This window comes from Chitinophaga sp. MM2321, assembly GCF_964033635.1.
Taxonomy (GTDB): Bacteria; Bacteroidota; Bacteroidia; order Chitinophagales; family Chitinophagaceae; genus Chitinophaga.
Genome location: NZ_OZ035533.1, coordinates 6,201,791 through 6,228,031 on the forward strand (window position 1 = coordinate 6,201,791; position 26,241 = coordinate 6,228,031).

Genomic DNA, 26,241 nt, shown 5'->3' on the forward strand with positions numbered 1-26,241 from the left:
TTTCGGGTTAAAATGTAGCAGATGGCATTAGCTCGAACAGGAAAAACTGGCTTTCTTCAACAGCGGAAAAATTATTGTCTGCTACAAACACCAGGCTCTGGTGACCGTTGGGAAGTATGGGACCAAATGTTACTCCTTCTATGTTATCAATATAAGTATTCAGGCTTGCGAAATCAAACAACAACAATTTAGTAGCAGGTTTAAAAAGTGTGTCCGACTGAAGTGAATTAACAGAGCTTATATCAGTGGCGTTGCGTACATCCGTCATAAATACCTTGATGGTACAATCTTTTATACCGGAAGAAAAAGAGCGTTCAATGGTGAGCATTCTGTGATCCGACAATACGAGGATATCCGCAATACCATTTACTTTGAAGGCATTTTCAGGAATGGCGGCATGGGCTACCGGATCCAGTTTATAAGCATATTGGGCAACAGACTGACGGGTATCATTATCGTATTTGATGATACGGGTAAAAGCCGAGGTATCGTGTACACCCGCGCGTGGTCCATCTTCATACCTGGGTTCTTCCTGGCTCACATACATAAAACGGTTGCCGGGCGTAAAGCCGAGTCCTTCAAATACGCCGTTGCGCCGTGGACCATTATCGGTAGCCTGCATGCGGAATTGTGCCGGCAAAATAAATGAATCAATATAATGGCCATCGGTACCGATTTCAAATACACCGGGATTGGTGAGAATCGTATCCTGTTCCTGCACGATCCGTTCTCCTTCGCTGCTCCATACCAGGCATTTTTTTGTTGCGTTATAACGCATGGCTTCGGGGTCGGGTGTAAGGGCGGCATTTTCTTTAATACCGGGAAATGTACTACCATCCGGTTGCCGCAAAAATGTTACGCCCGTAAATTTTATGCTGTCAAATGATTTTTCGGAGAAGTAAAGCCGGGCGGTATAGAAGCGGGCAGGGTTGCGTTCCGAACGATCATCAGAGATCATGTAATACTGCTGCGTGCCGGGGTCGTAGTCTATTCCTGACAAACCGCCTACCACAGTGCCATTGAAAGGCATGTTGTGTGGGATGATCTGTTGCCCTATGTAATACAAACTAACCGTGTTTGTAGTGGATTGTATTTTGTTGCGGGTACTGCTGCAGCTGATGATACACAGCATACACAAGGCCGCCGGAAAAGACCGGTATTTTCTCATGGCAGCAATTTAGGGAATATCGGGCAAACGTACGTCAGTAAGGCCGACCCGGAAGGGCCAGCCTTTTCTTCATCTGACCAACTATTAAGCGTACTAAGGTTTTATAAATAAACTGGCGATAGCTACTGCCTGTTCGCCTGTTAATGGCTCATCAAATGATTCAGATGCGCTGGCATCTCCCATGTTGTTGATAGCGGAAATATTTACACCTGCCTGTACTGTTAATTCTTCGCCTGCATATACCGGATCAACAGCGGAAGTGGCGATACCACTTTGTTTCAGCGTGATCCAGGGTTTAAGGTTATCGTCAGCGCCCAGTGCCTTTCTTGTTCTGCGCATGGCGCGGATATGTGCTGCATGACGTGCTTCCACGGAGTGAATACTCAGTGCTGCAGTTAATACAGCCCCTTGTCCGGCGAGCTTAGGTGCCTGACCTTTGTAGGCGCGTACACCGGTATCTTCAAAAGCCTGTGATACGGCGAGGAAGTAGTCGTAATTACTAAACACGGTGGGGAAAGTACCACCGGCGGTAAAGTCGAAAGTGGGGCTTGGATCGTAGCCACCCATTCCGCTTAGTGCGCCCTGTAAGAATTTTACGTGGGCTGTTTCATGTTTGCTGATGGTTGTAATAGCACCCATGCCTTCAGCAGGAATTAAATTGGGTGTGGCCAGTCCTTTGGCATAGTAAGCAGCTTCCAGGTATTCGAGTGTGAGCGCAAGTGCCAGTACGCCTTTCACGTCAGTAGATGATGCCTGCCGGGCGTATGCTTTGTTAAACATACTGCCCAGTGCAAACGGGATGGCAGCCAGTGCAATTTTACCGCTGATGTTGGTAAACTGTTTCATGGCGTTACGACGGGTATCCAGTTTATCGTATACTTCGGGATCGATTTTTTCGATTTCCTTAAAAATATTAAGCATGTCCATATGATCAGATTTAACAGTGAAATAATGAAGAGAAGTGCGGCTTATTTAGGCAGCGTGTTGGTGTCGATCTTCGTTTTTACATACGTGCCGGCTATTGCGAAAACATCCGCCGGTGTTCTTGATTTATCCAGTCCATCTGCATTTACCACATCATCACCTGCAAACGTTCCGTTGCTGATCAGGTCGCGGATATAGGCCGCGTGGCGGGCTTCTACAGAAACTATTTTTCCTGCGAGGCCGAGGTAGGTTTGACCGGCAGCCGTGTTGGAGAAATATTGTCCTGCGCCATTGTAAGCAGATACACCGAGGTCTTCAAATGCTTTGGCGGTACCCAGTACACTATCTCTTTTGGAAAAATCTATGGAGCTGAAATCTACTTCCAGGCCAACGATGGCGTTGGTAGATAATGCTGCTTTTAAAAATTCGCGGTGACCTATTTCATGATTCCTGATATCTGTAAAGTATTGTACTTCCATGGGTGAGATGCCGGCATATTGAGACGATACCACCTGTGTATAGAAAGCGGCTTCCAGCTGCTCCAGTGCATAGGCGTAATTCAATACTGCAATGTCGCCACTACCCAGACTTACGCCTTCACCAGGCATGTTGTTGTTGTCATCATTTTTTTTGCAGCTGGCTACGAGCGTGGTTGCAGTAATGAATGCGGAGCCGAGGCCCATATATTTAAGGAAGTTGCGGCGTTGTATATTGGGCATAACTTCCTTGCTCTCATCCTGAGAGCGGGTCTTCAAAATGTACATAAGCTTAAATTTATGAGATGGAATAATATATGATCACACAGCTCTGTTGGTTAACAGTAGCGGGTTTCATAAGTGCCGGCAGGTACGCTCGCGCAGACACCTGATGATCATATACGGGGCTTTGTCGGCATTGGTTTTAAAAAGCAGAAAATTTTTTCAGCACATTATTTAATCAACATAAAAAAAATAAAAAACATAAACACGATGGGCCTGGCAGATATAAAAGAAGCGCAAAATTTTCTTCTCTTATATCTGCCAGGCCCATCATGGAAAACGTTATTAATTTTTTATCCTGGTCAGACCCTATAAAGCTCTTCCCCTGATGATATTCACCAGGATTGCTATGATAGCTAGTACGAGCAGGGCGTGTATAAGACTACCTGCGGAGTATACAAAGAAACCAAGTATCCATCCAATGATCAGAATTACGGCGATTAAATACAAAAGATTGCTCATGTTTTCAGGATTTGATTCATAGTATATACTTTAAAATTTATGCCAATCCAATAAAAGCCTGTTATAGGGGTATAACAGGGGTGCCAGCCCGGAAGAGTCCGGAACAGTGTGGAACCTATTCCACCATCCGAGAAAAAAAAGGACGAAAAAGTTGTTATACATCTCCCCAAATGCTTTGTGATAAAGGCTTTGCAAACTGGTCGTATTTTTGAAAATGGATAATGAGCGGCAACCTTATTTTAAACTATAAAACTATTGATCATGAAACAGCCAGCAATGCTCACAGAAGTGTTAAGCGATCTTGTCAAAATAAATCATGACAGAGTACAGGGGTATGAGAAAGCGATTGAGGCAACGAATGATGCTGATATGCAGGCGTTATTCCAGGGCATGATCGATGAGAGCAAGCATTATGCAGCCCAGTTAAATGAACAGCTTGTAGCGATGGGAGAACGGACCGTTTCAGCTATCACCGCACCGGGTAAATTATTCAAAACATGGATGGATATGAAATGCAATTTCATGGGTTATGATCGTCATGCTATTCTTTCCTGTTGTGAGTATGGTGAAGATGCGGCACAGGCCGTTTATTCCATGGTGTTGAAAAGTGACACCCCTATGCCCTATTACCTGCGTGAACTGATTGGCGGACAGCAGGCTGCGTTAAAGGATTCGCACGATACCATTAAAACATATAGAGATGTAGAGAACGTTAGTCATTGATTTACTAATGTTTTTTTTGTGCAGATGATCTTGTGCTGTTCTTTTTGTTCAAACAACCCATATAATGGGTTGTTCAGGAATACCGCTCTACTTTTGAATAACGGTATTCCAATCATACTTATCTTAATAAGTAATATGGCAACTACGGGATTTTTCGGTACAGGGCTGCTTCTTCATCGTTTGAGGCAGCCCTTTTATAATAAATCTGCAGCATGATACCGGCCACGAATGACTGTGAAAAACGATGAAATACCACGGTTTCTGTTCAGTTTACGCTTTACTGTTCATTTTGTTCAAATGCTTTGAGCGTGTTTTTCAAATCAATACCCTTCTTACCTTTAAGGTGATTGAGAGATAGCTACTATTCCTGCCATACAATTTTAGTTTTTAACCAGTTGATGGTTGGATGATTAAAGTTGATATGTAAGGATCAATTTATGCGAAGGTGGCTGAAAAGCCACCTTCGCTGTTTCAGGAAAAAACTTTATCCCAGTCCTTCCATACCGGCTCGTATCCCTGCCCGCGTAACATGGCGGCAATAGCCGCTGCACTGCGCTCATCAGATATTTCAAACTGTTCCAGCGATTGCTGATCTACGGCATAGCCACCGGGATTTGTTTTAGAGCCTGCACTCATGGCAGTAATACCCAGCCTGATAATATGATCCCTGAAAACGGCAACTTCCCTGGTAGAAATACTGAGTTCTATTTCCTGGTTCAGCAGGCGGTAAGCACAGATGAGCTGTACCAGTTCCCGGTCGTTCATCGCAACTTTGGGGGTGAGCCCTCCCGAAAACGGACGCAGGCGCGGAAAGGAAATACTGTATTTTGTTTGCCAGTATTTTTTCTCCAGGTATTGCAGGTGCAGCGCCGTGTAGAAACTGTCCGTACGCCAGTCTTCCAGTCCTATCAATACTCCCAGCCCCATTTTGTGAATTCCTGCACGGCCCAGTCTGTCGGGCGTATCCAGCCGGTAGTCAAAGCTCGATTTGCGCCCTTTGGGATGATGCTTTTTGTAATCTTCCTGGTGATAAGTTTCCTGGTATACCAGTACTGCATGTAATCCGAATGGAATGAGTGCGGCATAATCCGCTTCATCCATGGGTTGTACTTCCATGGAGATATTGGCAAAATGCGGGCGGAGCAGTTGCAGCGCCTGTTTAAAATACTCGAGGCCAACGAGCTGATTGGCTTCGCCGGTTACCAGCAACACATGATCATACCCCATTTGCTTGATGGTGGCCGTTTCCTGCAGGATTTCCGCGTGACTGAGGGTTTTGCGTCGTATTTTATTATCAAGACTAAATCCGCAATAGGTGCAGATATTCTGGCATTCATTGGATAAATACAGGGGGATATACAGCTGTATGGTTTTACCAAAACGCTGTAAGGTAAGTGCATGGCTCATGCGGGCCATCGGTTCCAGGTAAGCCGCTGCCGCCGGTGATATCAGTGCGGCAAAATCGTCCAGCGAGCGGCTTTTGTTATGCAGCGCCTGTTCTACATCCTGTGCTGTTTTAGCATAGATGCCCGCTTTTACTTCCTCCCATTGATATTGATCGAAAACGCTTTTAAACATGGGTTTTAATTTTTTTATTTTCAGCGTTCATCCAGGAACGCAATCAATGGACTGGACGCAATGGCCTGTGTACTGATAGCCGGCAGTCCTGCTTCATAGGCCATACGGCCAGCTGCTACGCCGGTTTTAAAAGCAGCAGCCATCCGTACGGGATCACGGGCAATGGCAATAGCCGTGTTTACCAATACAGCGGCGGCGCCCATTTCCATGGCCTGTGCTGCCTGCGAAGGACTGCCAATGCCCGCATCCACAATGACCGGGATGTTGCTTTGTGCAATAATGATTTCGAGAAAATCAGCTGTTCTTAATCCTTTGTTGCTGCCTATTGGTGCGCCTAATGGCATCACTGCGGCGGTACCGGCTTCTTCCAGCCGCTTGCATAACACCGGGTCGGCATGTACATAAGGCAGTACCACAAACCCCAGTTTAACCAGCTCCGTGGCCGCCTGTAGTGTTTCTACAGGATCGGGCATGAGGTAGCGGGGATCGGGATGTATTTCCAGTTTGATCCAGTTTGTTTCCAGTGCTTCACGGGCTAACTGTGCCGCATATACGGCTTCTTTTGCTGTGCGCACCCCGGAGGTATTCGGCAGCAGCTGGATATGAGCATGGGCCAGGTGGCGGAGCATATCGTCTGCGTTGTTGTGCAGATCCACCCGTTTGAGTGCTACAGTCACCAGTTCGCTGCCGGAGGCCAGCAGGGCCTGTTCCATTACCTGCGCTGAAGAAAACTTGCCGGTGCCGGTAAATAACCGCGATGAAAAATGTTTGCCTGCTATGATTAATGGTTCCATAATGCCTGCTTGTTTGTTTGTTCGAAAATGTGCTGTACAAGTACAGCCTTGTCTGATGCCTGTGTGATCAGGCCGCTGACGGCTATCCCGTGGATGCCTGTTTGCATCAGCGCGGGAATATCCTGGAGAAGGATACCACCGATGGCTATAACGGGAATGGTTATACTTTTTTGTTGCAGCTTCTGCATAATAGCCTGGTAGCCACTGAGGCCCAGGATGGGACTTAGCTGCTGCTTGGTGGTGGTAAACCGGAAAGGCCCAAGTCCAACATAGCTGGCGCCGTGCGCAGCATGTTGTATAATATCGGCAGCAGTGTTTGCGGTACCGCCTACGATCATTTCAGGACCGGTGATGGCCCTGGCGGCGGCTACCGTCATATCTCCCAGGCCCACATGTGTACCGGCGGCCTCAACGGCCACGGCTATATGAGGATAATCATTGATGATCAGGGCCGCCTTGTAACGGTCGCAAATTATTTTTGCGGCGGCTGCCACGGGTAAAATATTTTCCGGCGTTTCGTTTTTGATGCGCAGCTGAATCCATTTGCAGCCGGCATCGCAGGCTGCCATGATCTGATCTGTATGAGCGGCCGCAGGTGTTTGTCGTGATATATAATGTAAGGTGCTGATCATATGTAATGGTATCCTGTTAGTGATGAATGACTGGATAATAAATTTTCCGTATATGCTTTTCCGTTATAACACGCCTCATGTAATGACTGTCCGAGCGCGAGGCAGGCCGTAATGGAGGCAGACAGCACGCATCCTGATCCATGCTTCGGGAATACGCGGTTGCCTCCCGGCAAAAATTCATGCACTGCATGGCCGGTGTAAAGGGTATCCACACCGGGCTTGCCGGTATGGTGGCCTCCTTTCAGCAGCACGGCGCAGTAAGCAGCTAGTTGCTGCGCAGCCGCATCGCCGTTGGTATGACCGGAGAGCAACAGTGCCTCGTCGTAGTTGGGCGTGAGCAGGTAGAGTGCTGATAAGAGTTCCTGCCATGACTGTCGATGAATGCTGCCATGAAAGGTGAAGCCCGCAGAGGCTTTCAGCACCGGGTCAAGGATGATGCGGATGCCCGGCGCCAGTTGTTTTACTTTGCGTACCAGTTCCAGCAGGGCATGCACATCTGCCATGATCCCGATCTTGCAATACCGGATGGTAGTAGTAGTCAGCAGTGGCTTCGCCTGTGCAAGGATTTGCGTGACGGGCAACCATTCCACCGAAATAAAATCTGCTGCCGTTTGCACGGTGATAGCTGTACACACACCCAATCCGGAAACGCGGTGCTGCTCAAATGTTTTAATGTCTGCCAGCAAACCTGCGCCCCCGCTGGGGTCCAGACCTGCAAAGCTCATCACGAAAGGTCGTTCCTGTTCCATAATTCCTGAATACGGTAATAATTGTCTACTGCTTTAGCCGGTTGTTTCCAGATGGCGCCCAGTAATGCGGCGCCATCAAAATGCCATTGTTTCAGGTGGGTGATATTGGTATGATCTACGCCACCCAATGCCAGTATGGTATGTCCTGCTTTATTATCCAGCGCCTGTGCAAATCTTCCCCCGTAGCCGGGTTTTGAGATGCTGTTAAAAACAGGGCTGAGTAATAATGCACTGAATTGTTTATCCATAGTTGCTATCTCCGAAGGGTGATGAATACCTGTACTGCGCAGTGGATACTGCCGGAGACATAACTGCCATTCGCTGCCGGTGATGCTGTTCCGCATTTTGCCGCTCAGGTGAATGCCGCCCAGCGCATAAGTATGGCACACCTGAAAATTATCATGGATGATAATTTTGCTATAGAAGGCAGGATCTATGGCAGCTATCAAATCATGATACGCTTCCGGTGTCCACTGCGGTTTGCGCAGGAGTATCCTGGATACCCCGGCCTTGAGCAGGGCTGTCAGTATTTTCCCTTCTTCGTTTAGCCGTTCTGGTGATGTGATGATCCAGATCATTTATAGATTTCCCCTCCCTGTTCTGCAAATGATTTTGCTTTCTCTTCCATTCCGGCGGCGAGTGCTGCGCTGGCTTCAAGTCCCTGTTGTTCGGCAAACTCCCTAACTTCCTGCGTGATTTTCATGGAGCAGAAATTAGGTCCGCACATGGAGCAGAAATGCGCCACTTTAGCGCCTTCGGCGGGGAGTGTTTCATCGTGGTAAGAACGAGCCGTTTCCGGATCGAGGGAGAGGTTGAATTGGTCTTCCCACCGGAATTCGAAGCGGGCTTTGCTCAGTGCATTATCGCGGTGTTGTGCGCCGGGATGGCCTTTTGCCAGGTCGGCAGCGTGTGCGGCTATTTTGTAAGTGATCACACCCTGGCGTACATCTTCTTTATCCGGCAGGCCCAGGTGTTCTTTAGGCGTTACATAGCACAGCATCGCGGTGCCAAACCAGCCGATCATGGCTGCGCCTATGCCGGAAGTGATGTGGTCGTATCCGGGAGCTATATCAGTAGTTAAGGGTCCCAGGGTATAGAACGGCGCTTCGTGGCAGTGTTCCAGCTGCTTGTCCATATTTTCTTTGATCAGGTGCATAGGTACATGGCCGGGCCCTTCTATCATTACCTGTATATGGTGTTTCCAGGCTATTTTGGTGAGTTCTCCCAGTGTTTCCAGTTCGGCAAACTGTGCAGCATCATTGGCATCAGCGATACAACCGGGACGCAGACCATCGCCGAGCGAGAAGGAAACATCATAGGTTTTCATGATTTCACAGATTTCTTCAAAATGCGTGTACAGGAAATTTTCTTTATGATGTGCAAGACACCATTTGGCCAGGATGGAACCGCCGCGGGAAACGATACCCGTTACACGTTTAGCCGTTAACGGTATATACCTGAGCAGTACGCCGGCGTGAATGGTGAAATAGTCCACGCCTTGTTCTGCCTGTTCTATCAGGGTGTCGCGGAATATTTCCCAGGTGAGGGCTTCTGCTTTACCATTTACTTTTTCCAGTGCCTGGTAAATGGGTACGGTGCCAATGGGTACGGGTGAATTACGGATAATCCATTCTCTTGTTTCGTGGATGTTGTTGCCGGTGCTGAGATCCATGATGGTATCGGCGCCCCAGCGGCAGGACCACACCGCTTTTTCCACTTCTTCTTCAATGCTGGATGTAACAGCCGAGTTGCCGATGTTGGCATTAATCTTCACCAGGAAATTGCGGCCGATGATCATCGGTTCACTTTCGGGGTGATTGATATTGGCGGGTATGATGGCTCTGCCGGCGGCAATTTCCTGCCGAACAAATTCGGGTGTAATAAATTTCACCGGGGTATTGGCGCCAAAGCTATTGCCTTTGTGCTGGTGCCACAATGCATTGTTCTCTTGAAAAAGGGTATCTGCATGCTGGTTTTCACGGATGGCGATGTACTCCATTTCGGGGGTAATGATCCCCTGTTGTGCGTAGTACAGTTGCGTTACATTTTGTCCGGCTTTTGCGCGCAATGGTTTGTTTGTAATGCTCATGAGGGGCATTTTGCCGCCCTGTTGCAGGAGTTGCCGGATATATGCACTGGAGTATCGGGGCAGTTGTTCTACATCTCCCCTGCCGGTGATCCATTCCTGGCGGAGCCTGGGAATACCTTTCGTGACATCGATGTCGATAGCGGGATCTGTGTAAGGGCCGCTCGTATCATAAATGATGACGGGATCGTTGGGAGTGGCTATACCATTTCTTCCGTGCATGCGTGTATCCGTTAGCGTTATTTTACGCATGGCTACTTTAACAGGATGGATGCTGCCATCTACATAAATTTTTTCTGACGCGGGGAATGGTGTGCGGCTGATGGCCGCCTGCTGCTGCTGCATGTTGACTGAGTTTTAGAGACAGGAAGATTGGTTCCGTAAAAATTAATTACGGAAACGTGTATACGAAAATAAACGGACAGGCATTTTACCCGCCTTGTGTGGCGCGTATAATGGTAATACTGTCGGCCGCGGATAGCGGTCGGTGGTCCCAGGATGTTTTTGGTATTACCTGGTTGTTGACGGCCACTGCAATGCCTTTCTGAGCAGGGAGCTGAATAAACTGTAAGAGTGCAGCAATGGTTATTCCGTGCTGCACCGCATAAAGTTTATTGTTTACAAGCACTTCCATGAGTGTTGGAATTTAAGTGAAACAATAAACTTTAAGGATGTGTGGAAAGATGAAGAAAGTTCAGTTACTTTTTCCTACGGCAGTATGAACTGCTTCAGGTACTGAGGGTATCATCTCAGTTTATCCTTTTGTAAAAGGATAAACACCCCTAAAGTGAAGCGTAAAAGTAATGGAAATGATTTGTAATTCGTAATTTTAATCTATGATCAGGAAAAGAAACCTCTTTCCGTTATTACTATTATTTGTTTTCGGGTGTAATCCGAAAAGTGGGGAACCGCAGGAAGATATTGTACACGACAGCAGTCTGGTGGGTATTACAGACAGCAGCAATGCCGGCATTACTGATAGCATCGCTGCTGTTACTGATACGCTGTATATTGATACAGCTAAGCTCATAGGGAAATGGATACAGCCTGTAGAAGGCCTGGATAAGGAAATGCAAGGTTTTCAATTGCGGAAGACCGGCGTGGCCCGGTCCATTAATATGTATACGCTTGTATATGAAAAATGGCAGCTGACACACGATACTTTATTGTTGTGGAGTCATTCAGAAGGTACAAAAGACTCTTCCGGTATTGTAGACACCACGATTATAAAAGCGTTGTCAGATACTTCGCTAATACTTTTTCCTGTAAAAGCCGCAGAGGGCTATACAGATAAATACAGGCGAAGCTTTTAATTGTAAATCTGCCAGAGTCCTACCAGGCAGGATACAACGGCCATAAAAACGCCAGCTGCAGCCAGTTGCATGTCATCGATATTTTTTCTACCCATGTATAATGAAACAAGGCCGATTACGGTTGCTACCGCGCCGGCGGTTACAGCATAGCTGGGTGTTTTGGTACTGAATGCGAATGCCGCAGCAAGTACACCAATGATGAGTGCCGATATACAGGCAGTTTTTGTTAAGGTTGTTGAGTGTTGCATATAATTCGAATTTTTAGAAACAGGTTAAGGAATAATTGTACTGCTATAGGTTGTGTTGACCACTTAATTTTTCTTTTGTGTTGTAGGTTTGTTCCCAGGGCACTTTCAGCAACGGTCCTACCTCCTGGTAACGGGGCGCCTGGTATTCATCCAGGCCATAACGGATAGCGGTGGTATCACGCACCGTTGTAAAGGTGCCAAACAACCGGTCCCATATAGAAAATATATTCGCATAGTTGGAATCCGTTTCAGGCTGATGATGACTGTGATGCACCTTATGCATATCCGGTGATACAATGATCCAGCTCAGCGTGGTATCCAGCCATTTGGGCAGCCTGATATTAGCATGATTAAACTGCGACATAAAAGCGGATACAGACTGATACAGCATTACTACCCAGAAGGGCACGCCCATGGTGATAATGGCAACAAACAGCGCCACTACCCTGAATATACTTTCCACCGGGTGATGCCGTAACGCGGTAGAAGCATCTACTGCGGTATCGATATGATGTATTTTATGATAATGCCACATCCATGCTGTTTTGTGTTGTACCAGGTGAATAAGATATGCACCGATCAGGTCCAGCATCAGGATAGCCAGTACTGCATGTAACCATAATGGAAGATGCAACTGGTATAACAGCCCGAAATGAGTTTCGCTGGTCCATTGTGCCGCCTTTACAATCAGAAACGCGCAACCGGTGTTTACAAGCACGGTGGAGAGTGTAAAGAACAGATTGGTGCCTGCGTGCCGGTAACGGTTGTTGCGGAAGCGGAATTGCGGCACTACGCCTTCAATGATCCACAAGAGCAACAGTCCGCCAACCAGGATGGCAGTACGATAGTATGACGGGATATTTTCAAAAAATGTTACCATATGCTGGTAAAATATATATCTATGGAAACTGTATCTTCTTCGCCTATGTAAATGGTTCTTCTGACCAGGCCAACAAATTCTTTACGGGTGGATATGGGGGAGTGATGAATGACTGATGATCTGTTTACTGTTTTTACTTGCCTGACTCCGGCCAAAAATTACAACAATTTGGGGAATAAATAGCTCTCTTTTCGGCCATAGGCAAAGAAAAAAGCAACCTCTTTGGGAGAGATTGCTTTACATATGAGTTTTTAGCTTTAAGCATTTAATCTTTTGACAAAATGCATTTTAATATAGCCGTTGACTTTAGTCTTTGAAGTTGAAATACGGTTGTTAATACTAGTTGTTCAGCATTAACGGCATTACCAGCATCAGCAGGTCTTCATTCTCTTCTTTTTCGGAAGGTTTGAGGATACCCGCTTTGGTGGCGGTTGCCAGCTCGATGGAGATTTCATCTCCTTCTGCAGCGTTCAGCATTTCGATGAGAAATTTAGCATTGAAAGCGATCTGCATATCATCGCCGGTGTACTGGCAATTCATGCGTTCATTACCTTCAAAAGAGAAATCCACATCCTGTGCAGAGAGTTGCAGTTCACTGCCGGTGATATTGAGTGCTACCTGGTTAGTGCTTTTATTAGCGAATACACCCACACGTTTTAATGCGTTCTGGAAGTCGCTTTTAACCACTGTAAGGCGGTAAGGATTATCTTTTGGTATTACTACCTTATAGTCAGGGAAACGGGCGTCAATGAGGCGACAAATCATTTGTGCGCCTTCGTGCTGCACAAAGAAATGGTTTTGACTATACGCAATCCTGATTTCAGAATCGTTATCGGGCAGGGCTGATTTCAACAGGTTCAACGGTTTTTTAGGAACGATGAAGCTGTCGGCCTGTGGGCATTTCACATCTGTTCTCACGTATTTCACGAGGCGGTGCGCATCTGTGGCTACAAAAGTGAGACTGTCAGTACCGATTTCGAAGAATACACCTGTCATAGCCGGGCGCAGATCATCGTTGCTGACAGCAAACAGTGTTTTGTTGATGGCAGTAACCAGGCCGGTAGCAGACATGGTGAAAGAGGTGGTGTCATCAGCAGCGGGTTCTTTCGGAAAGTTTTCCGGATTTTCGCCCATTACCTTGTACTTACCGTTGTCAGAAGTGATTTCTACTGCGTAAGAATTCAGGTCAATGTGGAAAGTGAGGGGTTGATCCGGCAGATTTTTGAGAGAGTCCATCAGAATTTTTGCCGGGATACAGATCCTTCCGTTTTCCTTGGCTTCCACCTCCAGCTTCACCCGCATTACGGTTTCAAGATCAGTTGCAACTACGGTCAGCTCGTTTTTATCAATCGAGAAGAGGAAATCTTCCAGTATCGGCAATACTGTATTTGAATTGATAACACCACTGATCTGTTGTAATTGTTTTAATAAAGAAGAGGAAGAAACAATAAATTTCATGTTTATATAAATTTGCTTATCATTCTAAGGTGATAGGTATTCCCGCACCACTTGCCTGCCTGCCACATGATACCTGTAAAAGGTGTAAATGTACTGTAAACAAAGATAGAAAGTTTTGTCATTCCCCCTAATTTCATCACATCTTATACACTAAATATAAGTGGTTTTACACAGGGTTTGACCGGATTTAGATATATGAAAAATATTATTAATGCTGAATAGAAATGATGAAACGACTTGTTTGATTAGATATCTTTTAACAATAAAGGGATAAGTTTGATGGTTATAAAAAGAATAAGCCTGTTTCCTTAAATTATCTTCAAATCAGTTACTTTTGCCGCGCTGAAAAAATATTGTAAACCACAAAATTAGCAGGTTATGAAACTGTCTCATTTAGCCGAAACACTGATAGGGTCCGAAATTATTAAGTTGGCAGCTGAAATAAAGGAGAAGCAGGCCAGGGGAGAAAAGATCTATAACTTCACGATCGGCGATTTTGATCCGAAAGTATTCCCTATCCCGGTTGAATTTGAACAGGAAATCATTACTGCTTATAAAGAACACCTGACGAACTACCCCCCTGCCGATGGTATTGCAGAGCTGAGAGCAGCAGTAAGTGATTTCATTGCCACACGTGAGGGCCTGCACTACGACCCAGCTAAGGAAATTGTAATTTCCTGCGGTGGCCGTCCCATCATTTACGCCACTTTCAGAACCATTGCAGACCGTGGTGAGAAAATTGTTTACGCAACACCATCATGGAATAACAATCACTACACACACTTCCTGGAAGCAGAACATGTGGTGCTGGAAACAACGCCTGAAAATGATTTCATGCCTACAGCAGCAGAACTGAAACCATTGCTGAAAGGCGCTACGCTGTTGGCACTGTGTTCTCCACAAAACCCTACCGGCACGGCTTTCCACAAGCAACAGCTGGAAGAGATCTGTGACCTGGTAATTGCTGAAAACAAAAGCAGGGATGCTAACGAGAAACCACTATACCTGCTGTTTGATCAGATGTACTGGGTACTGACCTTTGGTAAAACGGAGCACTACAACCCGGTTACCTTGCGTCCTGAACTGAAAGAATATACCATTTTCATTGATGGCATGAGTAAAGCGTTTGCTGCTACCGGCGTAAGAGTTGGTTGGGCACTGGGACCTGCACATGTAATCGCTAAAATGAAAGCAATCCTTTCCCACGTAGGCGCCTGGAGCCCGATGGCCGAACAGAAAGCCGCTGCCCGCTACCTGGTACAGAAAGAAAATGTGGACAGGTACCTGCAGCACTTTAAAAGCGAGATTGAAGAAAGACTGGTGAAAATATACCAGGGCTTTGACAGCCTGAAAAAAGCTGGTCATGCTGTAGATGCAATCGCACCGCAGGCGGCCATCTATCTCACCGTAAAGCTTGACCTCACAGGTAAAAAGACTGCTGATGGCACGGTGCTACAGGATCAGGCGGCGGTTACCTCCTATATCCTGAACGAAGCAAAACTGGCATTGGTACCTTTCTATGCATTTGGGGCAGCTAAAAACGCTCCCTGGTACCGCCTCAGCGTAGGTACCTGCGTAAAAGAAGAAATTCCTGCTATGTTTGAAAAGTTGCAGGCGGCACTGGAGCAACTGAAATAAAGATGCTGATATTTTTATAAGATAGCCCCGGAAGATGTTCTTCCGGGGCTATTGTGTTTATATAGTGTTGTGGTAGCCCCCGCTGTATGTATCGCATAAAATCTTCTCATCTTTTTAATCAAATAACCCTGCTTAACTGTTAAATACCTGTTAAATGGTCAACTTTGATTACTAATTCAAAAAATGTTCCTAATTTTGACCTTGAAACTAAAAAAGTCAAAAAGTTAATGCAAACAGAGAATAAAGACGAGATGAGGGAGAAGATCCTGGAGGCGGCTCTGAAGCGTTTTACTCACTATGGCGCTGCAAAAACCACCATGAATGAGATTGCCGATGACCTGCATTGTTCAAAGGCTTCTTTATATTATTACTTCCCGGATAAGAATGCCATGCACCTGGCTGCACTGGAAAAGATCGGGGAAGCGTATTTCCAGGAGATGGAGAAAGAAAGCCGGCATGTAAAATCGGCTTCAAAAGCTCTGCAAAGGATCATTGAGATCAGGGAAGTGTTTGTGAAAAAATTCTGCCGCCTGGAAATATTTAAGCTGATGCGGAATGGTTCCGATCTTTTGCAGGAAGAGATGATCAAAGCGAAAAAGAGAGAAGTGGCGCTTCATGCAGCCATCATCAAAGCCGGTGTGGCCGCGGGAGAGTTTAAGGTAAAACATATTGATCAAACGGCAGAATTGCTTGTACAATGTATGATGGGCCTGCGCTTTTCGGTGCCGGATCACGTACGGCAGGATATGGAACTGGATGATGAATTGTTTGCCAAAGTGATTGAAAAACAGAAACAGCTGCTGGAAATATTTATTAAAGGAATTAAGGCGTAAATAAAACATGGTACCGAGAGATAGAATATTGGAAACGGCGTTGCGTATGTTCAGAATATACGGTGTGAAAGGGGTGACCATGTTTGATATAGCCCGTGATTGCGGGGTTTCTAAAAAAACGGTGTACGAGCATTTTGCGGATAAACAATCGCTGATTGATGAAGGGATGCAGCAATTGCTGAACAATCATATTGCTTTTTTCCAGGAATGCCACCAACACGCTGAAAATGCCATAGATGAACTGGTGCGTAATATGAAGTATGTGACCCGTCTTGCTAAAAAGTTGAACCCAGTGATGCTTTTTGAAATCCAGAAATATCATCCGGATACCTGGCTGAATATCGAAAAATTTAAAGGAGACTGTATTCTGTATGGCATCAAAGAAAATTTAAAGCGGGGAATGACGGAAGGCCTATACCGTCAGAACCTGAATATAAATATTGTAGCACGCATGCGACAGTTGCAACTGGAAGCTGCTTTTGACCCGATCCAGTACCCGGCAGATCATTTTGAAATGCACGAAGTAATGGAACAGGTAACCGCACATTTTATACTGGGTATTGCCACTATTAAAGGACACAAGCTGGTAAACCAGTATTTGCAAATCAAAGAAGAAGAATAATCAGAAACGTATGAAGCGATTAAAGTTAACGCTTATTCTCCTGATGGGGATAGGGGTATATAACGGCTATGCACAAACGCAACTGACGTTGCAGGAAGCCCTGAAGTTCGCATTGGGTAATAACCAGCAACTCGCCAGAACAAGAATGGAAGAGGAAATGGGTAAGTTCAAAACCCAGGAAGTCCGCTCCCAGGCATTACCGCAGATCAATGGTAGTGCCAACTATACCGATAACCTCATGCTCCAGAAATCATTGATACCTGGTGAAATGCTGGGAAAATCTGCTGATAGTTCTGTACTGGTAGCCTTTGGTGTTCAATACAGCACGTCTGTAGGCGCTGAATTAAGTCAACAGGTTTTTAACAAGGCCGTTTTTACCGGGCTGAAAGCTGCTAAATCAGGCGAAGAATATTATTCCCTGCAATCACAGCAATCCGCTGAAAATGTGATCTACAATGTATCCCAGCTATATTATCAACTGCTGGTAACACAGGAAAAAATAATCACCATCAACAGCAATATCGAAAAGCTGACGCAACTGGTAGCCGCTACCAAATCACAATATGATAACGGGTTGGCTAAGAAAATAGACCTGGACCGTATCCGGGTAAATCTTACCAATTACGTTACCCAGCGTACCCAGTTGCAGAATCAGTCTCATATGCAGACGAACAACCTGAAACGCGTCATGGGTATGCCTTTGGAAGCAAACTTTTCTTTGCCTCCCGCTTCATTAACGGAGATAGAAAAGAAAGCCGCAGGCGTTTTGCAGTATGATGATATGAACCTGGGCGAGAGAACAGAATTCAAATTGCTGAAGAAGCAGGAAGAGCTGCAATTACTGCAAAAGCAGGCTTACCAGGCGGAGTATTACCCGACGATTTCCCTGTTTGGCCGGTATAACTATAATGGAATGAGTCAGCATTTTGCTTTTGCAAAAGACCCTTCCAATGCTACCAACTGGTTTGGGGCCGCTGCAGTAGGGCTCTCCATGAAGATCCCCATTTTTGATGGCTTTGGCCGCCGTGCTAAAATGAGTCAGGCAAATGTATCCCTGCGCCAGCTCAACAAGCAACTGGAAGAAACAACACTCACACTTAATACCGAATACGAAAATGCCAAGTTACAGGTGAGAAGTAATCTCTCCACTATTACCACACAGAAAGAAAACGTAGATCTGGCCAACGAAGTGTATTATTCTACACAGAATAACTACAAACTCGGCCTGGCCAGCTTAACGGATCTGCTGAATTCCGAAACTTCCCTCGCAGACGCACAGAATAGCTACAACGAAGCATTGTTGCAGTATAAACTGGCAGAACTGGAAATTATAAAAAGCAAAGGCAGTTTGAAAGAACTGCTAAACTAAACGTATAAACGAAATATAACGACCGCCTGCGGTTTACGCAGACAAAAACAAACAAACTATTTGCAGATGAAAAAGTTTATAATCTGGGGCGTGGTAACAATAGGTGCAGTGGTACTGATCATGTGGAAGCTTAACGCAAATAAAAAAGCTAACGAAGCTAAAACAGCATTTGTAAAAGAAAGTAATACAGGTGCTATACCGGTACTGATACAGAAAGTATCCCGGAATGATTTTTCACAGGGATTTCTGGCCAATGGCAACTTTGCTCCTATCCGCGAACTGTCCTATATGGCGGAAGCTGCCGGCCGTATTACCAGGCTACTGGTAGATGAAGGCAGCGTAGTAACGCAGGGACAGGCAATCGCCTACATAGATGGCCAGATCGTAAATACAGACCTGGAATCTGCAAAAGCTAACCTGGCACAGTTGAAAGTAGACAAGGAAAGATATGAAAGTGCTTTCCAGACAGGAGGCGTTACACAGAAGCAAATGGATGATGCCAGGCTTCAGTATGATATTGCTAAAACCCGTTATGAGGCTGCTGGTCGCCGTGTAAGCGACACTTATGTGAAAGCGCCTATTTCCGGTGTTATCAATAAAAAATATATAGAACAGGGTGCTTATCTCTCTATAGGCAATAAAATGTTTGACATCGTGGATGTATCCAGGCTGAAACTGGCAGTAGCGGTACCGGAAGGCCAGGTGGTAGAACTGAAGAAAGGACAACGCGTAAAAGTTACTTCCACTGTATTTCCTGAAACAAGCTATGATGGTACGATCACTTTCATCGCTGCAAAAGGCGACAACTCATTGAACTATCCCGTAGAAATGGAAGTAAGCAATGTGGCGGGCAAACCGCTGAAAGCCGGTATGTACGGCACCGCACATTTTGAATCACCTGAAAGTGCACAAACCATCTTCGTTGCGCGCACCGCCTTTGTAGGTGGTGTAAACAGCAATGAGGTGTATGTGATGGAAGGTAACGTGGCAAAGATACGGAAGGTAGTAGCCGGCCGTATTATAGGCGACCAGGTGGAAATACGGGAAGGGCTGAACGAAGGTGATACCGTAATCACAAGCGGACAGATTAACCTGTCGGAAGGGGCTACCGTAGTGGTGCAGAGCGCCAAAAAATAAGTGTGGAATTGTATCTGGTGTCTGAACAAATTTTTGCAACATGAAGATTACTGAAATATCAATAAAGCGGCCTACCATAGTGGTGGTGGTGTTTACCATCCTCACCCTGCTGGGGGTTATGAGCTATAAATCACTGAACTACGAGCTACTGCCGAAGTTCAGCTCACCCATCGTAACGATTGCTACGGTATACCCGGGTGCTTCGCCGAATGAGGTGGAAAGTACGATCACAAAAAAGATCGAAGATGCGGTAGCATCCATGGAAAAGATCAAGAAGATTATTTCGAAGTCTTCTGAAAGCCTTTCCGTTATTACGGTAGAGTTGAATAACGATGCCGATGTGGATATTGCCCTGCAGGATGCACAACGTAAGGTAAACGCTATCCTGGCCGATTTGCCGGGAGATGCCAAACCGCCTTCTCTCAATAAATTCTCTATTGATGATTTACCGATCATGACATTGTCTGCCACCGCTGATATGGATGACAAACAGTTTTATGACCTGGTAGATAAAAAGTTGCAGCCACTTTTATCACGTCTGCCGGGCGTTGCCCAGGTATCGCTGATTGGTGGACAGGAACGTGAGATCCAGGTAAACGTGGACCCTAAAAGGTTACAGGCGTTTGGATTATCCATTCTGCAACTGCGGCAGATGATTACGAATGCGAATCTCGACTTCCCTACCGGTAAGGTGAAAACTGCTGATGAGCAGATCCTGATCCGTTTGGCGGGTAAGTATAAAGATGTGGATCAGCTGCGTAACCTGGTGTTAAAAACCACAGCAGACGGCACCCAGGTGCGTTTGCAGGATGTAGCTGATGTGCAGGATGCACAGAAAGATGCAGAGCGTATTGCCCGTGTAGATGGCGTAAATGCCATTGCATTACAGGTGCAGAAACAAACCGATGCCAATGCGGTAACGGTGAGTGAAGGCATGAAGAAGGCAATTGCCAGCATAGAAAAAGATTATGCCCCCAATAACTTAAAAATATTAGTGGCAAATGACTCCTCGGATTTTACCCTGGAATCGGCTGACTCAGTAATACATGACCTTATCCTGGCGGTAGCCCTGGTGGCCATTGTAATGCTGTTGTTCCTGCACAGTATCCGTAGTGCATTGTTTGTAATGATCGCTATTCCGGCCTCCCTGATAGCAACTTTCATTGGCATGAAACTGATGGGCTTTTCGCTCAACCTCATGTCACTGTTAGGTTTATCGCTGGTGGTAGGTATCCTGGTGGATGATGCCATCGTGGTGCTGGAAAATATTTACCGGCACATGGAAATGGGTAAAAACCGTGTCCGTGCAGCGTTTGACGGTGTAAAGGAAGTAGGGTTTACCGTTACCTCCATTACCCTGGTAATTGTGGTGGTGTTCTTACCTATCTCTTTAACAAACGAACTGGTATCAAAGATCCTCCGTGAGTTCTGCGTGGTAGTAATGATTTCCACGATGCTCAGTTTATTATCTTCCTTTATGATCGTACCGCTGTTATCATCCCGCTTTGGTAAGCTGGAACATATAACAGGTAAGAACGTATTTGAAAAGTTTATCCTTTGGTTTGAAAAGCAATTACAGCACTTTACCCACTGGATGACAGGTGTCCTGAAATGGGCGCTGGCACATAAAGCTGTTACGCTGATCGCGGCCGTGGGCTTGTTGTTTCTCTCTTTTATGCTGGTAGGCAAAGGGTACATTGGTGGGGAGTTTATTCCCAAAGGCGACCGCGGACAGTTTATCATCATGCTGGAAATGCCGAAAGATGCGTCCGTACAACAAACGAACCAGGCTACCCGTACAGCAGAACAATATCTTAGCAAGAAGGCGGAGATTACACGTTTGATCACTACTGTAGGACAAACCAGTGAAGATGGTTTTGGTAATGCACAGTCTACCGCTTATAAATCAGAGATCACCGTAATGTTGGTGAGTCCTGAACAGCGGCTGGATGGTTCCGATATATATGGCGCAAAGATTAAGAAAGAACTGAAGAGCATACTGCCGGGTGTGAAAGTGAAAACCACTAATGTGAGTATCCTGGGTACTGCGGAGAGAGCGCCGGTAGAATTGATCGTGATGGGTACTGAACTGGACAGTGTGATGGCTTATGCAAAGAAGGCGATGGACACCCTGAAAACGATCAGTGGCGCCAGTGAGGTAAAATTATCGGTGGAAGATGGTAACCCCGAAATCAATGTGCAGGTGGATCGTGATAAGATGTCTGCTTTAGGACTTACCCTGGATGCGGTGGGCGGTACCATGCAAACTGCTTTCAGCGGTACGGCAGACGACTCCAAAGTGAAGTTCCGCCAGGGAGATTATGAGTATGATATCAACATCCGTTTTGATGAATTCAATAGAAAGAATTTACAGGATGTATCCAATATCCAGTTTGTTAATGACAAGGGACAGCTGATTAAGTTATCCCAGTTTGCCAATATATCGGAAGGTTCAGGGCCGAGCCACCTGGAGAGAAGGGATAAAAATACTTCTGTATCTGTGCAGGCGCAGGTAATAGGACGCCCATCCGGTACGGTAACACAGGAATTTGCTGCAAAGCTGACGCAGATGGAAAAACCTGCCGGGATCAACTACCTGTTTGGCGGGGACGCGGAGAACCAGGGTGATTCCTTTGGTACATTGGGCACGGCGTTGCTGATCTCTATTGTACTGGTGTACCTGATCATGGTAGCGTTGTACGACAACTATATCCATCCTTTTGTGGTATTGTTCTCTATTCCGCTGGCAATTATCGGTGCCTTGCTGGCCCTGGCGCTGACTAATAATACACTGAACATCTTTACCATCCTGGGTATGATCATGTTGATCGGGCTTGTGGCGAAGAATGCGATCATCCTGGTGGATTTTACCAACCAGATGAAGGAAGAGGGGCAAACAACTTATCAGGCGCTGATACATGCCAATAATGCGCGTTTGCGGCCTATCCTCATGACTACGATTGCGATGGTGATCGGTATGTTGCCCATTGCACTGGCTACGGGTGGCGTTGCTTCCACTAAAAACGGGCTGGCCTGGGTTATTATCGGTGGGTTGATGAGCTCTATGTTCCTGACCCTGATTGTAGTGCCGGTAGTGTATATGGTGGTAGATAAGGGGATGGCGAAATTCGGTATAGGTAAACTATCCTCCAAACGCTATATCAGACAGCGTATGAAGGCGCCTTACAAAGCAATTCCTTTACATGAGATACATAATAATTAAGTTATTATAAAGAGTTGTTACGAACAATGTAACAGTTGTAGGTTAGGTAATGGCCGGAATATTCATATTCCGGCCTTTTTATTTTCAGTGATACTAACGGTGTACTATATACGTTTTTCCTCTCCTCCCCTTTGCAGTTGACTTACAAGGCAGCTGTTTTACGCACTTCTTCAAAGGTGTAACTTTTTGTTACCCTGCCATTTTCGAATACGGTGTGGAGTACATCTTCGAGATGAGGCGCTTCTGTTTGAGTGAATGTTTTGAAGATACCGTTATCATTTACCAGCTTTAGTTTGCCGGCTTTTGATTTTTTGAAAGATGTCCGCAGTTGTCCGTTCGCATCCATTTCTACGGGCATTTTTTGTACGTTGATACCTTTGCCATTTACTTCTGCGTAAGCGCATTTCAAGGCAAATTCCTGTGTGTCGCGGTTTACCCGTTGCAGCAAGGCGCCGCCCATGCCGAGAACCAGGTTTTCGGCACTGATACCAGCTTCCTGTAAAGCGGCAAAGATGCCGGGAATGGAAGAGTAGCTGATACCATCGCCTTGTATTACGCGTACCTGTGGCGGTAGTACTTTGAATCCTTTTTCATTGACAGTATAGCCGAACTTATTCATTAGTATATCGAATATTGTCAGCAGTGTTTTTACCGGATCGCCGCTGTCGGGGCGGATCACGAGGGTGCCGTCTCTGCTGAGGATCTGTTCTTTCAGTTCAGTGCCCCAGTATTGTTCGCAGGCGCGGAAAATATTGTAGGAGTCAGATACACAGGCGATGGTGCCGGTAGGGTAAGTATCGAGGATGTGTTTGAATATTTCCAGTTCCCCTTCTTCGCCCAGAAGAGTACAGACAGAGTGTTCTGTGGCGGGGATGGAGAGGCCCGGCGCCGTAGGGGCGTGGTAATAGCGTTTGGCAAAAACAGAACCGGGGATGGTATCGCTGCCGGAGAAGTTGACCAGGTGGGCGCTTCCACCTATGCCGGCACTTTCTACGGAGCTGGCGCCGCGGAAGCCGAAGTCATTGAGTACAAAATCTATTCCTGCAAAAGCGGCTTCACTGGCTGTTGCTTTATAGTAATGCTTTATGATCTTTTTAATTTCGCGGGAGAGCGAAGCAACAGTGCAGGGGTACCATACCTGCATCAGTAATGTTTCCAGGAAGTTGGTCAGCCAGAAACATTCGGGATCGGTGTTTTCAATGGTCATCAGCACATTTCGTACAGGCACTACCGTGCCCTCTGCCACTGCTTTGATGCGGATGGGTAATTTACCACCGTGTTTGTTAATGATATATTCAAAGCGGCTGCGTTCAAATATATCTTTGCGGCCGAAAACCTCCAGCAGCGTGGTTTCCGCTTCGTCCAGCTTTTCGTTGGTGAAGACGACCCCTTCGAGGTATTCTTTCAGAAAATACTGGAGGCCATAGAAAACGGTTTCATCAAATTTACCGCCGCGGCTTTCCAGGTAGGAGTAAATAAGTTGTGTACCGGGAATATATAATTTGTGGTGAGAATATTTGTAAGCATCTGCCAGGAGTATGAGATTTTCCTTTATCATATCAGCTGGATTATTTTAGTTGGATGTAGTGGTCTATCTGGCTGGTGCCTTTGTGCAAATTTACAAACAAAGGATTTTTCTGCGGATCGAAAACGATGACAACGTTGGCTTCCCAGGCATCCTGTGGTTGCGGCAACTCAATCATTACTTCCTGGGTATTGGCACGTTGAAACAGCAGGCTGTCTTTACCTGCCATATGCGCTTTAAACCCTTGCTGGTCCAGGTAATCCGTGATCTGTTTCCGTAGTTGCAGTACAGAATCCACGAGTGGACCGGGAGCCGGTTTAAATTCACGGTAAACGTAACATTTTTCAGAGATCACCTCATAGGCAGATTTATCTATCTGGTGATCATTACGGGAAGGGTTACACGCAAACAGGAAAGAGCCGACGAGTAACAGCGATAATATTTTCTTCATAATTTCAATGTTTTAATGTTCATAGCAAGCGTAATTACGTGGCAAATTCAACGGGATTTGCTGAGAAATTTTCCAGCAATTGAAAATACCAGTATACGGGTGCCAGCTTTTCGTCCATTTAAAGGGATAAGTTATAATAATTACACATTACGTATCGCGGATGATTACATGATACGCATTGCCATCTGCGAATGTATAAAATTCGTTTAAATCTTGTCAAATCCACTATTTGAATCCGGAGATTATGTAATTATTTCTTAGCGGTAGCCTGGGGGGTACTGCTAAACACCAGCTTTTCCATGCTGTTTGTTTTACCTATAATATCGTACACGAGTTTTACCACGCTGAGGGCGCCATTGTAATTGATGTTGCCGGTATTACCGCTGTGGTGGCCTGTGAAGAAACTGAGGACCGGAATATTTTTATTATAGAAGGAAGTATGATCAGAGGAGCCTATTCCGCTGGAATCATATACCAGCTTTGTTTCCCTGGCGGCTGCACCACTAATGATGGCGGGCCATCCGGGAGAAGAGCCGGTACCACTTATTTGCAGCCCTTTTGCAGGGTCCAGTTGACCGATCATGTCCATATTGATCATATAGTTGATCTGACTCAGTTCAACATTGCTGTGGGTAGTAAAATATTTTGATCCTGACAATCCCTGTTCATTTCCGGAGAAGGCAATGATGAGATAGTTATGGTGTTGGAACCTGGATGTTTTCAGAAGCCGGGCTATTTCCAGGAGTGCCGCGGTGCCACTGGCGTTATCGTAGTCCCCGTGATCGTAATGTGCTCCTATTACCACCGTTTTGGGCGCCTTATTATCGATATAACCGATTACGTTGGTGCCGGTATGTTTTACTTTTTCTAAAGAAACCTGTAATTCAATCTGAAATGCGCTGGCGTCATCGGCGTTTATCTTTTTGCTGATATCAGCATTGACCCATACCGCCGGGATAGTAGACAGTGGTGGGTTTTGGGCCAGCCATCCGTTTACTTCTTCAGGAGTTTCTTTTCCATTATAAAAAACAACAGCGGTAGCGCCTGATTGGGCAGCTATTTGTGTTTGCTGCTGATACAGTGCCAGTCTGCTTTTAAAGTGGCCGGTATCCAGCTCGCTCACGTTGATCAGCCAGATGTTATCCGGCTCATTTACGTTGGGGAGGGCTTCCCCTTTGGCGCTTTTGCCGGCGCTGAAGGGCAGCGGGATGAACTGGGTTCCTACATGTAGCGGGTCTTTGTTAACAGACATAGCGCAGGTTCCCGTGGGTTCCCGGCGTTCGCTGATGGTGAATGTCTGCAAAAAGCCATCGGCGCCTTTCGGCGTAATATCCATCTGCCGTAGCTGTGAAGAGATGTAAGCAGCAGCCAGTTGTTCGCCGGGTGTACCCGTTCTGCAGCCTTCCAGCTTATCGTTGTTCAGATAGTTGATGTGCTGTTGCAGGTTTGTCAGGGTTTTCCGGTCATTTTTTTTCTGTGCATTCGCGAACATGGTAGTCAGTACCAATGGCAACAGCCAGGTTATCTTTTTCACGCAATCAGTTTTTTTGGGTCCTGCTGCAAAATTACGAATTACAACAGGTGAATGGTGTATTTTGGGAAGATCTTTTGCTGATATCATTGCATATCAGGTATGTATAATATGATAACTTGGTCTGAAAAGCGTCATT

Annotated in this window: 26 protein-coding genes and 1 riboswitch; of the genes, 9 read left to right on the top strand and 17 right to left on the bottom strand. The window is 46.0% G+C overall.

What is annotated here, in order from left to right; all coding sequences use genetic code 11:
• Positions 1-7: 7 nt before the first annotated feature.
• The 4 genes from ABQ275_RS24395 to ABQ275_RS24410 all read right to left on the bottom strand — a co-directional run bounded on the left by ABQ275_RS24395 (position 8) and on the right by ABQ275_RS24410 (position 3,312).
• Positions 8-1,168: an esterase-like activity of phytase family protein gene (locus ABQ275_RS24395; RefSeq protein ID WP_349315758.1), complete on the bottom strand. Its 1,161-nt coding sequence runs from the start codon at positions 1,166-1,168 to the stop codon at positions 8-10.
• A gap of 93 nt (positions 1,169-1,261) precedes the next feature.
• The gene (locus tag ABQ275_RS24400; RefSeq protein ID WP_349315759.1) at positions 1,262-2,095 is read right to left on the bottom strand and encodes a ferritin-like domain-containing protein; all 834 of its coding nucleotides are present in this window, start codon (positions 2,093-2,095) and stop codon (positions 1,262-1,264) included.
• 41 nt (positions 2,096-2,136) lie between these two features.
• On the bottom strand, positions 2,137-2,856 hold the full coding sequence (locus ABQ275_RS24405; protein ID WP_349315760.1) for a ferritin-like domain-containing protein: 720 nt from the start codon (positions 2,854-2,856) through the stop codon (positions 2,137-2,139).
• A gap of 303 nt (positions 2,857-3,159) precedes the next feature.
• Positions 3,160-3,312: a lmo0937 family membrane protein gene (locus ABQ275_RS24410; protein WP_349315761.1), complete on the bottom strand. Its 153-nt coding sequence runs from the start codon at positions 3,310-3,312 to the stop codon at positions 3,160-3,162.
• 261 nt (positions 3,313-3,573) lie between these two features.
• On the opposite strand from ABQ275_RS24410, the gene ABQ275_RS24415 reads away from it, so the two are divergent.
• On the top strand, positions 3,574-4,035 hold the full coding sequence (locus ABQ275_RS24415; RefSeq protein WP_349315762.1) for a PA2169 family four-helix-bundle protein: 462 nt from the start codon (positions 3,574-3,576) through the stop codon (positions 4,033-4,035).
• A gap of 471 nt (positions 4,036-4,506) precedes the next feature.
• Here the strand turns inward: ABQ275_RS24415 and thiH are convergent, their stop codons facing one another.
• From thiH to thiS, 7 genes are all read right to left on the bottom strand, one after another.
• Positions 4,507-5,613, bottom strand: coding sequence for a 2-iminoacetate synthase ThiH (gene thiH / locus ABQ275_RS24420; RefSeq protein ID WP_349315763.1), 1,107 nt, complete (start codon positions 5,611-5,613; stop codon positions 4,507-4,509).
• A gap of 20 nt (positions 5,614-5,633) precedes the next feature.
• Positions 5,634-6,407 carry a thiazole synthase gene (locus ABQ275_RS24425; RefSeq protein ID WP_349315764.1) on the bottom strand — a complete coding sequence of 258 codons (774 nt, stop codon included), beginning with the start codon at positions 6,405-6,407 and terminating at the stop codon, positions 5,634-5,636.
• Positions 6,395-7,039 (bottom strand): thiamine phosphate synthase, encoded by a 645-nt coding sequence (locus ABQ275_RS24430; RefSeq protein WP_349315765.1) that lies wholly within the window; start codon positions 7,037-7,039, stop codon positions 6,395-6,397. Before ABQ275_RS24430 ends, ABQ275_RS24425 begins: the two co-directional genes overlap by 13 nt.
• Positions 7,036-7,788, bottom strand: a complete 753-nt coding sequence (locus ABQ275_RS24435) for a hydroxymethylpyrimidine/phosphomethylpyrimidine kinase (protein ID WP_349315766.1) — start codon at positions 7,786-7,788, stop codon at positions 7,036-7,038. Before ABQ275_RS24435 ends, ABQ275_RS24430 begins: the two co-directional genes overlap by 4 nt.
• Positions 7,764-8,366 carry a thiamine phosphate synthase gene (locus tag ABQ275_RS24440; protein ID WP_349315767.1) on the bottom strand — a complete coding sequence of 201 codons (603 nt, stop codon included), beginning with the start codon at positions 8,364-8,366 and terminating at the stop codon, positions 7,764-7,766. The genes ABQ275_RS24435 and ABQ275_RS24440 overlap by 25 nt, the downstream gene beginning before the upstream one ends.
• Positions 8,363-10,219 carry a phosphomethylpyrimidine synthase ThiC gene (gene thiC / locus ABQ275_RS24445; RefSeq protein ID WP_349315768.1) on the bottom strand — a complete coding sequence of 619 codons (1,857 nt, stop codon included), beginning with the start codon at positions 10,217-10,219 and terminating at the stop codon, positions 8,363-8,365. Before thiC ends, ABQ275_RS24440 begins: the two co-directional genes overlap by 4 nt.
• Positions 10,220-10,304: 85 nt before the next feature.
• Complete coding sequence (gene thiS / locus ABQ275_RS24450; protein ID WP_349315769.1) at positions 10,305-10,508, bottom strand: sulfur carrier protein ThiS; 204 nt, start codon at positions 10,506-10,508, stop codon at positions 10,305-10,307.
• A gap of 54 nt (positions 10,509-10,562) precedes the next feature.
• A riboswitch (TPP riboswitch) is annotated at positions 10,563-10,668 on the bottom strand.
• Between the two features lie 42 nt (positions 10,669-10,710).
• On the opposite strand from thiS, the gene ABQ275_RS24455 reads away from it, so the two are divergent.
• On the top strand, positions 10,711-11,187 hold the full coding sequence (locus ABQ275_RS24455) for a lipocalin family protein (protein WP_349315770.1): 477 nt from the start codon (positions 10,711-10,713) through the stop codon (positions 11,185-11,187).
• Here ABQ275_RS24455 and ABQ275_RS24460 read toward each other — a convergent pair.
• Together ABQ275_RS24460 and ABQ275_RS24465 are read right to left on the bottom strand one after the other, a co-directional pair.
• On the bottom strand, positions 11,184-11,435 hold the full coding sequence (locus ABQ275_RS24460) for a hypothetical protein (RefSeq protein WP_349315771.1): 252 nt from the start codon (positions 11,433-11,435) through the stop codon (positions 11,184-11,186). The two genes, ABQ275_RS24455 and ABQ275_RS24460, sit on opposite strands and share 4 nt — an antisense overlap.
• A gap of 43 nt (positions 11,436-11,478) precedes the next feature.
• Positions 11,479-12,315, bottom strand: a complete 837-nt coding sequence (locus ABQ275_RS24465) for a sterol desaturase family protein (protein ID WP_349315772.1) — start codon at positions 12,313-12,315, stop codon at positions 11,479-11,481.
• Here ABQ275_RS24465 and ABQ275_RS24470 point away from each other — a divergent pair.
• Complete coding sequence (locus ABQ275_RS24470) at positions 12,306-12,431, top strand: hypothetical protein (RefSeq protein ID WP_349315773.1); 126 nt, start codon at positions 12,306-12,308, stop codon at positions 12,429-12,431. The two genes, ABQ275_RS24465 and ABQ275_RS24470, sit on opposite strands and share 10 nt — an antisense overlap.
• 223 nt (positions 12,432-12,654) lie before the next feature.
• On the opposite strand, the gene dnaN is transcribed toward ABQ275_RS24470, so the two are convergent.
• A complete protein-coding gene (gene dnaN / locus ABQ275_RS24475; protein ID WP_349315774.1) occupies positions 12,655-13,773 on the bottom strand; it encodes a DNA polymerase III subunit beta in 1,119 nt (372 codons plus the stop codon).
• Positions 13,774-14,151: 378 nt separating this feature from the next.
• Here dnaN and ABQ275_RS24480 point away from each other — a divergent pair, with 378 nt between their 5' ends.
• The 6 genes from ABQ275_RS24480 to ABQ275_RS24505 all read left to right on the top strand — a co-directional run bounded on the left by ABQ275_RS24480 (position 14,152) and on the right by ABQ275_RS24505 (position 22,595).
• Positions 14,152-15,411 (top strand): pyridoxal phosphate-dependent aminotransferase, encoded by a 1,260-nt coding sequence (locus ABQ275_RS24480; RefSeq protein WP_349315775.1) that lies wholly within the window; start codon positions 14,152-14,154, stop codon positions 15,409-15,411.
• Positions 15,412-15,638: 227 nt separating this feature from the next.
• Positions 15,639-16,244 (top strand): TetR/AcrR family transcriptional regulator, encoded by a 606-nt coding sequence (locus ABQ275_RS24485; RefSeq protein ID WP_349315776.1) that lies wholly within the window; start codon positions 15,639-15,641, stop codon positions 16,242-16,244.
• A 46-nt stretch (positions 16,245-16,290) separates the two neighbouring features.
• Positions 16,291-16,866, top strand: a complete 576-nt coding sequence (locus ABQ275_RS24490; protein WP_349315777.1) for a TetR/AcrR family transcriptional regulator — start codon at positions 16,291-16,293, stop codon at positions 16,864-16,866.
• 10 nt (positions 16,867-16,876) lie between these two features.
• On the top strand, positions 16,877-18,235 hold the full coding sequence (locus ABQ275_RS24495) for a TolC family protein (RefSeq protein ID WP_349315778.1): 1,359 nt from the start codon (positions 16,877-16,879) through the stop codon (positions 18,233-18,235).
• A gap of 66 nt (positions 18,236-18,301) precedes the next feature.
• Complete coding sequence (locus ABQ275_RS24500; RefSeq protein WP_349315779.1) at positions 18,302-19,372, top strand: efflux RND transporter periplasmic adaptor subunit; 1,071 nt, start codon at positions 18,302-18,304, stop codon at positions 19,370-19,372.
• A 40-nt stretch (positions 19,373-19,412) separates the two neighbouring features.
• Positions 19,413-22,595 (top strand): efflux RND transporter permease subunit, encoded by a 3,183-nt coding sequence (locus tag ABQ275_RS24505; protein ID WP_349315780.1) that lies wholly within the window; start codon positions 19,413-19,415, stop codon positions 22,593-22,595.
• A 142-nt stretch (positions 22,596-22,737) separates the two neighbouring features.
• On the opposite strand, the gene ABQ275_RS24510 is transcribed toward ABQ275_RS24505, so the two are convergent.
• The 3 genes from ABQ275_RS24510 to ABQ275_RS24520 form a co-directional block, all read right to left on the bottom strand.
• A complete protein-coding gene (locus ABQ275_RS24510) occupies positions 22,738-24,153 on the bottom strand; it encodes a nicotinate phosphoribosyltransferase (RefSeq protein WP_349315781.1) in 1,416 nt (471 codons plus the stop codon).
• Between the two features lie 10 nt (positions 24,154-24,163).
• A complete protein-coding gene (locus tag ABQ275_RS24515; protein WP_349315782.1) occupies positions 24,164-24,571 on the bottom strand; it encodes a hypothetical protein in 408 nt (135 codons plus the stop codon).
• Between the two features lie 250 nt (positions 24,572-24,821).
• Positions 24,822-26,105, bottom strand: coding sequence for a M28 family peptidase (locus ABQ275_RS24520; protein ID WP_349315783.1), 1,284 nt, complete (start codon positions 26,103-26,105; stop codon positions 24,822-24,824).
• Positions 26,106-26,241 lie beyond the last annotated feature (136 nt).